The 12,135-nt window shown below is 65.9% G+C and carries 12 protein-coding genes; 8 read left to right on the forward strand and 4 right to left on the reverse strand.

Going from position 1 to position 12,135, the window contains the following annotated elements; genetic code table 11:
- The first annotated feature begins 143 nt into the window (after positions 1–143).
- The 6 genes from KSS94_RS18575 to KSS94_RS18600 all read left to right on the forward strand — a co-directional run bounded on the left by KSS94_RS18575 (position 144) and on the right by KSS94_RS18600 (position 6,729).
- Positions 144–2,615 (forward strand): heavy metal translocating P-type ATPase, encoded by a 2,472-nt coding sequence (locus KSS94_RS18575; RefSeq protein WP_217839541.1) that lies wholly within the window; start codon positions 144–146, stop codon positions 2,613–2,615.
- Entirely contained in the window at positions 2,597–2,809 is a 213-nt protein-coding gene (ccoS, locus tag KSS94_RS18580) for a cbb3-type cytochrome oxidase assembly protein CcoS (RefSeq protein ID WP_217839542.1), read from the forward strand. Before KSS94_RS18575 ends, ccoS begins: the two co-directional genes overlap by 19 nt.
- On the forward strand, positions 2,802–3,485 hold the full coding sequence (locus tag KSS94_RS18585) for a sulfite exporter TauE/SafE family protein (RefSeq protein ID WP_217839543.1): 684 nt from the start codon (positions 2,802–2,804) through the stop codon (positions 3,483–3,485). Before ccoS ends, KSS94_RS18585 begins: the two co-directional genes overlap by 8 nt.
- A gap of 336 nt (positions 3,486–3,821) precedes the next feature.
- The gene (gene hemN / locus KSS94_RS18590; RefSeq protein WP_217839544.1) at positions 3,822–5,204 is read left to right on the forward strand and encodes an oxygen-independent coproporphyrinogen III oxidase; all 1,383 of its coding nucleotides are present in this window, start codon (positions 3,822–3,824) and stop codon (positions 5,202–5,204) included.
- A gap of 187 nt (positions 5,205–5,391) precedes the next feature.
- The gene (gene fnrA / locus KSS94_RS18595) at positions 5,392–6,126 is read left to right on the forward strand and encodes a Crp/Fnr family transcriptional regulator FnrA (RefSeq protein WP_217839545.1); all 735 of its coding nucleotides are present in this window, start codon (positions 5,392–5,394) and stop codon (positions 6,124–6,126) included.
- A gap of 54 nt (positions 6,127–6,180) precedes the next feature.
- The gene (locus tag KSS94_RS18600) at positions 6,181–6,729 is read left to right on the forward strand and encodes an adenine phosphoribosyltransferase (protein WP_028692867.1); all 549 of its coding nucleotides are present in this window, start codon (positions 6,181–6,183) and stop codon (positions 6,727–6,729) included.
- A gap of 42 nt (positions 6,730–6,771) precedes the next feature.
- Here the strand turns inward: KSS94_RS18600 and recR are convergent, their stop codons facing one another.
- The 4 genes from recR to dnaX all read right to left on the reverse strand — a co-directional run bounded on the left by recR (position 6,772) and on the right by dnaX (position 10,479).
- Complete coding sequence (gene recR, locus KSS94_RS18605; protein WP_217839546.1) at positions 6,772–7,374, reverse strand: recombination mediator RecR; 603 nt, start codon at positions 7,372–7,374, stop codon at positions 6,772–6,774.
- A 142-nt stretch (positions 7,375–7,516) separates the two neighbouring features.
- Positions 7,517–7,696, reverse strand: a complete 180-nt coding sequence (locus KSS94_RS18610) for a hypothetical protein (RefSeq protein ID WP_217839547.1) — start codon at positions 7,694–7,696, stop codon at positions 7,517–7,519.
- A 306-nt stretch (positions 7,697–8,002) separates the two neighbouring features.
- Positions 8,003–8,338, reverse strand: coding sequence for a YbaB/EbfC family nucleoid-associated protein (locus tag KSS94_RS18615; RefSeq protein ID WP_023535908.1), 336 nt, complete (start codon positions 8,336–8,338; stop codon positions 8,003–8,005).
- A gap of 65 nt (positions 8,339–8,403) precedes the next feature.
- Entirely contained in the window at positions 8,404–10,479 is a 2,076-nt protein-coding gene (gene dnaX, locus KSS94_RS18620; RefSeq protein ID WP_217839548.1) for a DNA polymerase III subunit gamma/tau, read from the reverse strand.
- Between the two features lie 132 nt (positions 10,480–10,611).
- On the opposite strand from dnaX, the gene KSS94_RS18625 reads away from it, so the two are divergent.
- Both KSS94_RS18625 and KSS94_RS18630 read left to right on the forward strand, forming a co-directional pair.
- Positions 10,612–11,364 (forward strand): substrate-binding periplasmic protein, encoded by a 753-nt coding sequence (locus KSS94_RS18625; protein ID WP_217839549.1) that lies wholly within the window; start codon positions 10,612–10,614, stop codon positions 11,362–11,364.
- Between the two features lie 444 nt (positions 11,365–11,808).
- A complete protein-coding gene (locus KSS94_RS18630) occupies positions 11,809–12,087 on the forward strand; it encodes a hypothetical protein (RefSeq protein ID WP_217839550.1) in 279 nt (92 codons plus the stop codon).
- The last annotated feature ends 48 nt before the right edge of the window (positions 12,088–12,135 follow it).

Below are 12,135 nucleotides of genomic sequence, written 5' to 3' on the forward strand. Positions count from 1 at the left end.
CGGAGCGCCGGACCGGTCGGAAAGGGCTGCGCAGCGGCCCCAGTTTCTGTGATACGACACCAATCGTTGGGGCTGCTGCGCAGCCCTTTCGCGACACAAGGCCGCTCCTGCACACAGGCCTGTGTCAGCCAGAAGAGATGTAAATGACCCACCCCACCCCCTGCTACCACTGCGCCCTGCCCGTCCCCGCCGGCAGCCGCTTCACCGCCGTGGTCCTTGGCGAGCCACGGGCCTTCTGCTGCCCGGGCTGCCAGGCGGTGGCCGAGTCCATCGTCGCCGGGGGGCTGGAGCATTACTACCAGCACCGCAGCGACAGCAGCGCCAACCCCGAGACCTTGCCCAAACAGTTGCAGGACGAACTGGCGCTGTACGACCGTGACGACGTGCAGCGCAACTTCGTACGCCACGAGGGCGAGCTGGCCGAAGCCACGCTGCTGGTCGAGGGCATCAGTTGCGCAGCCTGCGGCTGGCTGATCGAGAAGCACCTGCGCAACCTTGCCGGGGTCAGCGAAGCACGCCTGAACCTGTCCAACCACCGCCTGCTGGTCAGCTGGGCCGACGACCAGTTGCCGCTGTCGAGCCTGCTGGCCGAGCTGCGCCACATCGGTTACGCCGCCCACCCCTATCAGCCCGACCAAGCCGCTGAACACCTGGCCGCCGAAAACCGCAGCGCCCTGCGCCGCCTGGGGGTGGCCGGGCTGCTCTGGTTCCAGGCGATGATGGCGACCATGGCCACCTGGCCGGAATTCAACATCGACCTGTCGCCCGAGATGCATACCATCCTGCGCTGGGTCGCACTGTTTCTGACCATCCCCATCGTGTTCTACAGCTGCGCGCCGTTTTTCAAAGGCGCCGCCCGCGACCTGCGCACCCGCCACCTGACCATGGACGTGTCGGTGTCGCTGGCCATTGCCCTGGCCTTCGGCGCCGGCATCTGGACCGCCATCACCGGCAGCGGCGAGCTGTACTTCGATACCGTGGGCATGTTCGCACTGTTTCTGCTCACCGGCCGCTACCTGGAGCGCCGCGCCCGCGAGCGCACCGCAGCGGCCACCGCGCAACTGGTCAACCTGCTGCCGGCCTCGTGCCTGCGCCTGGGCGCCGATGGCCAGGCCGAACGCATTCTGCTGGGCGAGCTGCGCTGCGCCGACCGCGTGCAGGTGCTGCCGGGGGCGGTAATCCCCGCCGATGGCTGCATCGTCGCCGGGCGCTCCAGCGTCGACGAGTCGCTGCTGACCGGTGAATACCTGCCGCAGCCCCGGCGCAGCGGCGACCGGGTTACCGGCGGCACGCTGAATGTCGAAAGCACCCTGACCGTCGAGGTTCAGGCCCTCGGCCAGGAGTCGCGGTTGTCGGCCATCGTGCGCCTGCTGGAACGCGCCCAGTCGGAAAAGCCCCGCCTGGCCGAAATCGCCGACCGTGCCTCGCAGTGGTTCTTGCTGTTCAGCCTGGTGGCGGCGGCGGTGATCGGCCTGGTGTGGTGGCAGCTGGATGCGGGGCGGGCATTCTGGATTGTCCTGGCCATGCTGGTGGCCACCTGCCCCTGCGCCCTGTCGCTGGCCACCCCCACCGCGCTGACCGCCGCCACCGGCACCTTGCACAAGCTCGGCCTGCTGGTGACCCGCGGTCATGTGCTCGAGGGCCTGAACCAGATCGACACGGTGATCTTCGACAAGACCGGCACCCTTACCGAAGGCCGCCTGGCCCTGCGCAGCATCCGCCCGCTGGGCCGGCTTGATGGCGACCAGTGCCTGGCCCTGGCCGCAGCGCTGGAGAACCGCTCCGAACACCCCATCGCCCGCGCCTTCGGCCGTGCCGCGCGGCCCGCCGAGGCGGTCAATGCGGTGCCTGGGCTGGGGCTGGAAGGCGAGGTAGACAGCCAACGCCTGCGCATCGGCCAGGCCACGTTCGTTTGCGCCCTGAGCGGCACTGAAGTGCCCGCCGTACCCGAACCACGCGGCCAGTGGCTGCTGCTGGGCGACCGCCACGGCCCGCTGGCCTGGTTCGGCCTGGACGACCGCCTGCGCGATGACGCCGCGGACCTTGTGGCCGCCTGCAAGGCCCGCGGCTGGCAAACCTTGCTGCTGTCTGGCGACAGCTCGCCGATGGTCGCCGAGGTGGCCGCGCAACTGGGCATCGACCAGGCCGTTGGCGGCCTGCGCCCGGACGACAAGCTCAGCCGCCTGAAGCAGTTGCAGGGCGAAGGGCGCAAGGTGCTGATGCTCGGTGACGGGGTCAACGACGTGCCGGTGCTGGCCGCCGCCGACATCAGCATCGCCATGGGCAGCGCCACCGACCTGGCCAAAACCAGCGCCGACGCGGTGCTGCTGTCGAACAACCTGCAGGCGCTGGTGCAGGCCTTTGCCCTGGCCCGCCGCACGCGCCGCAACATTGTCCAGAACCTGCTGTGGGCGAGCCTGTACAATGGCTTGATGCTGCCGTTCGCTGCGCTGGGCTGGGTGACCCCGGTCTGGGCGGCAGTCGGCATGTCGGTCAGCTCGCTGATCGTGGTGCTCAACGCCCTGCGCCTGACCCGCCAGGGCAGCGCTGCCGGCCCCGTCACCTGCGCGTCGCCCACGCCTGGAAGGAAGACCCTATGCCCGCCCTCTATGTGATGATCCCCGCTGCCCTGCTGCTGGTTGGCGTGGCCGTGTACATCTTCTTCTGGGCGGTGGACAGCGGCCAGTACGACGACCTGGAAAGCCCGGCCCACAGCATCCTGTTCGACGACCAGGACCCGCGCCACCAGGCTGCGGTAAAGCCCGAAGACGCAAAGCCCGACGACAAGGACCCTGCCCCGCGTGCCTGACCTGCTCCCCCTGCTGGGCTCGGCCCTGGTGCTTGGCCTGCTCGGCGGCGGCCATTGCCTGGGGATGTGCGGCGGCCTGATGGGCGCCCTGACCCTGGCCATTCCCCCCGAGCAACGCGGCCGCCGTTTGCGCCTGCTGATTGCCTACAACCTTGGGCGCATCTTGAGCTACGCCAGCGCCGGGCTGCTGCTCGGCCTGGCCGGTGTCGCCCTGGCCAGCAGCCCGCTGGCCATCGGGCTGCGAGTGCTGGCGGCGCTGCTGCTGATTGCCATGGGCCTTTACCTGGCCGGCTGGTGGAGCGGCCTGACCCGCATCGAGGCGCTGGGGCGCGGTTTGTGGCGCCATGTGCAGCCCGTGGCGACGCGGCTGCTGCCGGTGTCAAGCCTGCCCCGGGCACTGCTGCTGGGGGCGCTGTGGGGCTGGCTGCCGTGCGGGCTGGTGTACAGCACCCTGCTGTGGGCCGCAAGCCAAGGCGACGCGCTGCACAGCGCGGCGCTGATGCTGGCGTTCGGCGTGGGCACCTGGCCGGTGCTGCTGGCCACCGGGCTTGCGGCGCAGCAGGTTGGCGCGCTGCTGCGCAACCGCGGGGTGCGCATGGCCGGCGGAGTGATGGTGATGTTGTTCGGGGTGTGGACATTACCCGGGCCACATCAGCATTGGTTGATGGGGCATTGAGGCAACCGCTGATCTAGGGGCAACGGTCTTGTGCTGCCCGTAACGGCCTCATCGCCGGCAAGCCGGCTCCTACAGGTACAGCGCAGCCTCGAAGCTTATGCGATCCCTGTGGGAAGCGGCCTTGTGTCGCGATGGGCTGCACAGCAGCCCCCGGCGATTTTGCAGGGCGCAGAGATCCTGGGGCTGCTGCGCAGCCCTTTCGCGACACAAGGCCGCTCCTACAAGGGCCGGTGTTGGCCTGACGAACGCACCGGCTGCCCTTGATGCAAATCAACATGCCCTCCCCGCCACCGCCCTAGACTCCGGACACTGCAGCTCTATCCGGGGACTACCCACATGCTCGACGACCTACGCTGGGACGCCGACCTGATCCGTCGCTACGATCTGGCCGGGCCCCGTTACACCTCCTACCCGACCGCGGTGCAACTGCATGGCGAAGTGGGCTCGTTCGACCTGCTCCACGCCCTGCGTGAAAGCCGCCGGGCCACGCGCCCGCTGTCGCTGTACGTGCACGTGCCGTTTTGCGCCAACATCTGCTATTACTGCGCCTGCAACAAGGTCATCACCAAGGACCGTGGCCGCGCCGCGCCCTACCTTCAGCGCCTGGAGCAGGAAATCCAGCTACTCGCCTGCCACCTCGACCCTAAACAGCGCGTCGAGCAACTGCACTTCGGCGGCGGCACGCCGACCTTTTTAAGCCATGTGGAGCTGCGCCAGTTGATGGCCAGCCTGCGCCAGCACTTCAACCTGCTGGACGACGACTCCGGCGACTACGGCATCGAGCTCGACCCGCGCGAAGCCGACTGGTCAACCATGGGCCTGCTGCGCGAGCTGGGCTTCAACCGCGTCAGCCTGGGTGTGCAGGACCTCGACCCGGCCGTGCAACGCGCAGTCAACCGCCTGCAAAGCCTGGAACAGACCCGCGCCCTGACCGAAGCCGCGCGTACCTTGCAGTTTCGCTCGGTAAACCTCGACCTGATCTACGGCCTGCCCCGGCAGACTCCGGAAGGCTTCGCCCGCACTGTCGAAGAAGTCATCCGCCTGCAACCCGATCGCCTGTCGGTGTTCAACTACGCGCATTTACCCGAACGCTTCATGCCGCAGCGGCGCATCGACGAAAGTGAACTGCCCAGCCCTGCGGCCAAGCTCGAGATGCTGCAGGCCACCATCGAGCAACTGACCGGAGCCGGCTACCGTTACATCGGCATGGACCACTTCGCCCTGCCCGACGACGAGCTGGCCATCGCCCAGGAAGAAGGCACCCTGCAGCGCAACTTCCAAGGCTATACCACCCACGGCCACTGCGACCTGATCGGTTTGGGGGTGTCGGCCATCAGCCAGATCGGCGACCTGTACTGCCAGAACAGCAGCGACCTCAACACCTACCAGGACGCGCTGTCCAGCGCCCAGCTGGCGACCCAGCGCGGCCTGTTGTGCAACCAGGACGACCGCCTGCGCCGTGCGCTGATCCAGCAACTGATCTGCCACTTCGAGCTGGATTTCGAGGTAATCGAGCGGCAGTTCCTGATCGATTTTCGCGGCTACTTCAACGAACAGTGGCCCGAGCTTCAGGCCATGCAGCGCGACGGCCTGATCAGCCTCGACCCCAAGGGCATCCGTGTGCTGCCAGCCGGCAGGCTGCTGGTGCGCTCGGTGTGCATGGTGTTCGACGCCTATCTCGCCCAGCACAACCGCCAACGTTTTTCCCGGGTGATATAGCGGTAATTGAGGCGTTTCACCGCATGGACAGCTCGCCTTGCCAGGCACACTATGGACAGTGGAAGGCCCCGGCACACCCTTGCCAGGGCCGCCACCAGCACGCACCCAAAATGCGCACGCTGGCCTACTACCCTAGCCGTGGGTTACCCTTACGGCTTATGTGTGCTTTACCACAAGGATTGAAGCTATGTCCGAGCCAGTCAAACTGCGCCCACACAACCAGGCCCATTGCAAGGATTGCAGCCTGGCCCCCCTGTGCCTGCCCCTGTCGCTCAACCTCGAGGACATGGACGCACTGGATGAAATCGTCAAACGCGGGCGTCCGCTGAAAAAAGGCGAGTTTCTGTTCCGCCAGGGTGACAATTTCGGCTCGGTCTACGCAGTACGCTCCGGCGCCCTGAAAACCTTCAGCCTGAGCGACGCCGGCGAAGAGCAGATCACCGGCTTCCACCTGCCCAGCGAGCTGGTCGGCCTGTCGGGCATGGACACCGAGGCCTACCCGGTGTCGGCCCAAGCGCAGGAAACCACCTCGGTGTGCGAGATCCCCTTCGAGCGCCTCGACGAGCTGTCGGTGCAATTGCCACAGCTGCGCCGCCAGCTGATGCGGGTGATGAGCCGCGAGATCCGTGATGACCAGCAAATGATGCTGCTGCTGTCGAAAAAGACCGCTGACGAGCGCATCGCCACCTTCCTGGTCAACCTGTCGGCGCGCTTCCGCGCCCGTGGCTATTCGGCCAACCAGTTCCGCCTGAGCATGTCGCGCAACGAGATCGGCAACTACCTGGGCCTGGCGGTGGAAACCGTGTCCCGCGTGTTCACCCGCTTCCAGCAGAACGGCCTGCTCAAGGCCGAGGGTAAAGAAGTGCACATCCTCGACCCGATCCAGCTGTGCGCGCTGGCCGGTGGCGCGATGGAATCCTGACCCGGGCGTTAACAGGGTATACTGGCGCCTTGGTTTTTCCAGGATACCCGCCCCATGCACAGCGACACCTTCGACCTCAAAGCCCTGATCCGCCCGGTAGTGGACTTCCCCAAGCCGGGCGTCATCTTCCGCGACATCACCCCGCTGTTCCAGTCGCCACGCGGGCTGCGCTATGTTGCCGACCAATTCATCGAGCGCTATGTCGAAGCCGAGTTCAGCCACATCGGTGCCATGGACGCGCGGGGCTTTTTGATCGGCTCGATCATCGCCCACCAGCTGAACAAGCCACTGATCCTGTTCCGCAAACAGGGCAAGCTGCCGGCCGATGTGTTGAGCGAGGGTTACCAGACCGAGTACGGCGAAGCCTTCCTCGAAGTGCACGCCGACAGCCTGTGCGAAGGCGATTCGGTGTTGATCTTCGATGACTTGATCGCCACCGGCGGCACCCTGCTGGCGGCGGCCAACCTGGTGCGCCGCACTGGCGCGCAGGTGTTCGAGGCAGCGGCGATCATCGACCTGCCCGAGCTTGAAGGTTCGCGCCGGTTGCAGGCGGCAGGTGTGCCGACCTTCTGCCTGACCGAGTTTTCGTTGAGCGAGTACTGAGTTCTTCGGTGCTTTTGGGGCTGCTTTGCAGCCCCGGCGCTCTCAAAGCGAAATCGGCTTGCGCCCGGCAAACGCGTGGGCCAGCGTACCGCCATCCACCAGCTCCAGCTCCCCACCCAGCGGCACGCCATGGGCAATGCGCGTGGCTGCCAGCCCCTTTTCGGCCAGCAGCTGGGCGATGTAATGGGCCGTCGCCTCCCCTTCCACCGTCGGGTTGGTGGCGAGGATCACTTCATTGAAAGAGCCCTGCTCATCGATACGCGCCATCAGCTGCGGAATGCCAATGGCATCCGGCCCCAGCCCGTCGAGCGGCGACAAGTGCCCCTTGAGCACGAAGTAGCGCCCGCGGTAGCCGGTCTGCTCCACCGCATACACATCCATTGGCCCCTCCACCACGCACAGTTGGGTATCGTCGCGGCGCGTGTCGGCGCATTGCGGGCACAGCTCCTGCTCGGTCAGGGTACGGCACTGGCGGCAGTGGCCAACCCCTTCCATGGCCTGGCTCAGCGCCTGGGCCAGGCGCGTGCCACCGCTGCGGTCGCGCTCCAGCAGTTGCAGGGCCATGCGCTGGGCGGTTTTCTGGCCGACACCGGGCAAGATGCGCAGGGCGTCGATCAGTTGGCGGATGAGGGGGCTGAAGCTCATGGGAAAGGCCTGATAAATCGGTAAGAGGCGGTTTATACCGGCGTGGGGCAGTAGCGTCAAATTTGCCATGGCACCGATAGCGCCGCCTGCTTCGCGGGGGCGTGCAAACCCCAGGCCCGGCGCTGTACCTGTAGGAGCGGCTTTAGCCGCGAACACCGGCAAAGCCGGTGCCATCCACCGCGTCGTCTGTTTCGCGGCTAAAGCCCCACAGGTACAGCGCCAGATTCAGGATCTGTGCAATCCTGTGGGAAGCGGCCTTGCCGGGGCGCCGTCCGGTCGAGATTGGGCCGCACAGCGGCCCCAGAATATCGGCATCCTGCAAAATCGCCGGGGCTGCTGCGCAGCCCTATCTCGACCGGACGGCGCCCCGGCAAGGCCGCTTCCCACAAGAATCGAGTCGGCTTTTAAAAATTGAGCAAGACAGTTGCTCCAACAGAGATTGCATAAACTTCAGGCCAGAGCCGCACCTGTAGGAGCCGGCTTGCCGGCGATGAGGCCGGAACAGGAAGCACAAGACAGTTGCCCCCACAGGGAATGGAGCACGCTTTCAAAATGAGCTGTGCGCCTGCAGGCATAAAAAAGCCGCCGGTGGTTACCCACCGACGGCTTCTTGAACAGGCCGGACGCCTTAAAACGGCATCTTGAAGCCCGGCGGCAGTTGCATGCCGGCGGTCATGCCGCCCATTTTCTCCTGGCTGCTCTGCTCGATCTTGCGCACGGCGTCGTTCAGCGCGGCGGCGATCAGGTCTTCCAGCACTTCCTTGTCGTCTTCTTCAGTCGACATCAGGCTCTGGTCGATGCTCACGCGCTTGACGTCGTGGCGGCCGGTCATCACCACGCTCACCAGGCCACCACCGGACTGGCCGGTGACTTCGGCGTTGGCCAGCTCTTCCTGCATCTTCTGCATCTTTTCCTGCATTTGCTGGGCCTGCTTCATCAGGCCGGCCATGCCACCTTTCATCATGGGGAAGTACCTCGATCTGGGTCATGTAATGCAGCCGCGCACAAGGCCGGCTGCATGGTTATCCGTTATTGGCCCTGGCTGGCCAGGGCGTCTACAGGCTCAATAGTATCCTGCCTCACCGTCGCGCCGAACTGCTTGATCATCTGCTGGATGAGCGGGTCTTGCTCGATCGACAGCACAGCGTCGTTCTGGCGCTCGGCGCGCTTGCGGGCGGCGGCCTGGGCCGGGGTTTCCTGCTCGGGGCGGATCAGCTCGATCTTCAGGCGGATCTCGCGGCCCAGTTGCTGGTTGAGCGCATCGTTGAGCCGGCGCTGTTGCGTCGAGTTGAACAGCGCGCCCTGGCCCGGGTCCAGGTGCAGCAGCCAGTCGTCACCCTCGGCGGCGATCAGCGTACAGTTCGCGGCGATGTTGCCTGTCATACCCGAGACAGGCAACTGTGGGAATAATTCCAGCCATTGCAGGGCCAGGCCCGTGGCCGGCTTGGACGCCGGCAGCGGCTCGGGGGCCTTGGCTGGCGCTTCTTCCTGCACATGCTCGGCCAGCTCGTCGAGGTAGCTGAAGCCGGCTGGGTCGCCGTCGGGGGCGTAATAGTCTTCGTCTGCCGGCGGCTCGTCATCGCGGTCCATGCCTGCCGGGTTGTAAGCAGACGGATCGAACGGCGGCTCGTCGTAGTCGGGCTGGCTGAAAGCCGGCGCGGGCGCAGGCTCGGGCTCGGCGACTGGCGCAGGCGCGACCGGCTCGGGTTGCGGCTGGGCAGCGGCAGCGGGCTCTTCCCACGGTAGGTCGATGACCTCCTCCACGGGCTCGGGCTCTGGTTCCGGCTGGGGCTCGGGCGCTGTCGCTTGCGGTGCAGGCTCAGGCTCTGCAGCAGGGGCCGGCTCGGGCTCAGGTTCTGCAACCGGCTGCGGCGGCTCGCTGGCCACCGGTGCCGGCACTGGCTCTGCAACGTGCGCCGCCGGGGCAACGGTAGCCACCGCGGCCACCGGTGTTGCCGGATCAGCTGTGGCCGGGCTGATCCCCACTGGCTTTAGCGTCGGCCGTGGTGCGTCGTCGCTGTCGGCCGGGCGGAACGCCAGCATGCGCAGCAGCACCATTTCGAAGCCGCCACGCGGGTCTGGCGCCAGGGGCAGGTCGCGTCGGCCGATCAGGCCCATCTGGTAGTAGAACTGCACGTCTTCTGCCGGCAACGCCTGGGCCAGCGCCAGCACGCGCTCGCGGTCGCCCTGGCCGTTGTCGACCGCCTCGGGCAGCGCCTGGGCGATGGCCACGCGGTGCAGCACGTTGAGCATTTCCGACAGTACGCCGTTCCAGTCCGGGCCCTGCTCGGCCAGATCGCGTACCGCCTGCAGCAACGCCCGGGCATCACCTTCGAGCAACGCCTGCAGCACACCGTACACCTGGCCGTGGTCGAGGGTGCCGAGCATCGCCCGTACATCGGCGGCCAGTACCTTGCCTTCACCAAAGGCGATGGCCTGGTCGGTCAGGCTCATGGCGTCGCGCATCGAGCCGTCGGCCGCGCGGCCCAGCAACCACAGGGCATCGTCCTCGAACGGTACGTTCTCGGCGCCGAGCACGTGGCTCAGGTGCTCGACTACCCGCTCCGGGCTCATGTTCTTCAGCGAGAACTGCAGGCAGCGCGACAGGATGGTGGCCGGCAGTTTTTGCGGGTCGGTGGTGGCGAGGATGAACTTGACGTAGGGCGGCGGCTCTTCGAGGGTCTTCAACAAGGCGTTGAAGGAGTGCGTCGAGAGCATGTGCACTTCGTCGATCAGGTAGACCTTGAAGCGCCCGCGGCTCGGGGCGTACTGCACGTTGTCGAGCAGCTCGCGGGTGTCTTCGACCTTGGTGCGGCTGGCGGCGTCGATCTCGATCAGGTCGACGAAGCGGCCCTCGTCGATCTCCCGGCACACCGAGCAGGTGCCGCACGGGGTGGAGGTAATGCCGGTTTCGCAGTTCAGGCACTTGGCGATAATGCGCGCGATGGTGGTCTTGCCCACGCCACGGGTACCGGTGAACAGGTAGGCGTGGTGCAGGCGCTGGTTGTCCAGGGCGTTGATCAAAGCCTTGAGCACATGGGTCTGGCCGACCATTTCGCGGAACGAGCGCGGGCGCCATTTACGTGCAAGAACCTGATAACTCATCAAAAAACCATCATGACCGGAGCGGGCGGAAAGAGCGCTAATGCTAGCGGAGCGAGGGGGAAATTGCACCCTGCGGTTCTGGTCTACGCTCACTGGCAGGCATGGCGCAGGGCTGATCAGGGAGGATGGGGCGTGCGGCGAGTCCTGGCGATGCTGTTGTTATGGGCCACCCACAGCCTGGCAGGGGCGGCAGAGCTGCGTTTTTCCATTGCCGAAAGCTGGAGCATGCCGCTGGTGCGCATCGAGCGCGAGCAGCCGGTTGAAGGCATCATCTACGACATTATCCAGGCCATCGCACGGGAAACCGGCATCACCCCGCGCTACCACGTGATGGCCCGGCTGCGTGTGCAGGAGGCCATGCAAAGCGGCGACATTGACGTGCGCTGCTACGTCGCCACCCAGTGGCTGACCGACCGCCCCGGCGAATATGTCTGGAGCATTCCGCTGATCGAACAGCGCGACCTGCTGGTCGGCCGCCCTGGCGACACTACCCCCAGCACACCCGAAGCACTGCCAGCCCAGGCCATCGGCACTGTGCTGGGCTACACCTACCCAACGCTTGAGCCGCTGTTCGCCAGCGGCCGGCTGCAGCGCGAAGACAGCCGCAGCCAGTTGCTGGTGCTGCGCAAGTTGCAGGCCCAGCGTTACCGGCATGCGGTGAGCAACCAGCTGTCGCTGCAGTGGTTCAACCGTCAGTTGCCGCCGGAGCAGCGCCTGCCGGTGCTGGCCGTGCTGCAGGAGCAGGCGCTGGGCTGCATGGTGCGCAGTGACCCGGCGCTGCCGACCCAGGCGGTGCTGCGGGCGTTGGTGCGGATCAAGCAGTCGGGGGAGATCGAGCGGATTATTCGGCGGTATACCGATGGGCCAGCTGCTCCATCGAGGTAGGGGGTGGCTTGTTGGCGATGGGGGGGCGGCCGGGATCTCGAGGGGTTGCATCAGGGCTGACAGGTGTTCGCCGAAAGTTTGCGTCAGGGCCGGCCTCATCGCTGGCAAGCCAGCTCCTACAGAGGCACCGGCCGATTCAAAGAAGCGCCCTACGCATTCGCCAGATATTTCCCACACCTCCACGCACACTATGGAAATATCCTACGAAACCTGTCGATGTGCGTCTGATTGTTCGGGGAATCACTGCCCACTAGGCTCTGCCGGTCGCTGAGGGTTCAGCGATCGGGTGTGGAAGCCCGGCAATGTCTGGCTGTCGTCATGACAGTTGTACGCGGGAGGCTTTCGGGCCTGCCGGGTTGCCATACGCCTGGTCTTCCACTCCGCGTACAACTGTCACCCTGATGTGTGGAAGCGGACGGGAGACCTCAACCGGTATGGTGCCTTATGAAAAAAATCGTCCCCGACCCACCCCATCAATTCATCCTGCCCCCTGAAAAGTCCCTCGCCCGCGCAATCCAGGATGGCGTGGTACCGATGGAATACGTGCTGATGAATGTCTCCCACTACCTGATGTTCGCCTTCAGCGACAGCCATCGCGCGCTGGACCGCATCAAGGACGAGGAAACCCGACAGTTGCTGCAACACGGCCTGCGCGCCATGCAGATTGCCTGGGGCCAGGCGGATGCGCTGGCTAGCGCTGTGGAGAACCGTACAGAGCATTGAGCCCATGCTTAGGAGCCGGCTTCTCGGTGGCGAAGCCCTTGCAGGCCT

Source organism: Pseudomonas fakonensis (assembly GCF_019139895.1).
GTDB lineage: Bacteria > Pseudomonadota > Gammaproteobacteria > Pseudomonadales > Pseudomonadaceae > Aquipseudomonas > Aquipseudomonas fakonensis.

What these genes read in the sequence shown, in the direction of transcription:
- KSS94_RS18575 (WP_217839541.1), top strand. Translation starts at nt 144, where the DNA reads ATGACCCACCCCACCCCCTGCTACCACTGCGCCCTGCCCGTCCCCGCC.
- ccoS (WP_217839542.1), top strand. Translation starts at nt 2,597, where the DNA reads ATGCCCGCCCTCTATGTGATGATCCCCGCTGCCCTGCTGCTGGTTGGC.
- hemN (WP_217839544.1), top strand. Translation starts at nt 3,822, where the DNA reads ATGCTCGACGACCTACGCTGGGACGCCGACCTGATCCGTCGCTACGAT.
- fnrA (WP_217839545.1), top strand. Translation starts at nt 5,392, where the DNA reads ATGTCCGAGCCAGTCAAACTGCGCCCACACAACCAGGCCCATTGCAAG.
- KSS94_RS18600 (WP_028692867.1), top strand. Translation starts at nt 6,181, where the DNA reads ATGCACAGCGACACCTTCGACCTCAAAGCCCTGATCCGCCCGGTAGTG.
- recR (WP_217839546.1), bottom strand. Translation starts at nt 7,374, where the DNA reads ATGAGCTTCAGCCCCCTCATCCGCCAACTGATCGACGCCCTGCGCATC.
- KSS94_RS18615 (WP_023535908.1), bottom strand. Translation starts at nt 8,338, where the DNA reads ATGATGAAAGGTGGCATGGCCGGCCTGATGAAGCAGGCCCAGCAAATG.
- dnaX (WP_217839548.1), bottom strand. Translation starts at nt 10,479, where the DNA reads ATGAGTTATCAGGTTCTTGCACGTAAATGGCGCCCGCGCTCGTTCCGC.
- KSS94_RS18630 (WP_217839550.1), top strand. Translation starts at nt 11,809, where the DNA reads ATGAAAAAAATCGTCCCCGACCCACCCCATCAATTCATCCTGCCCCCT.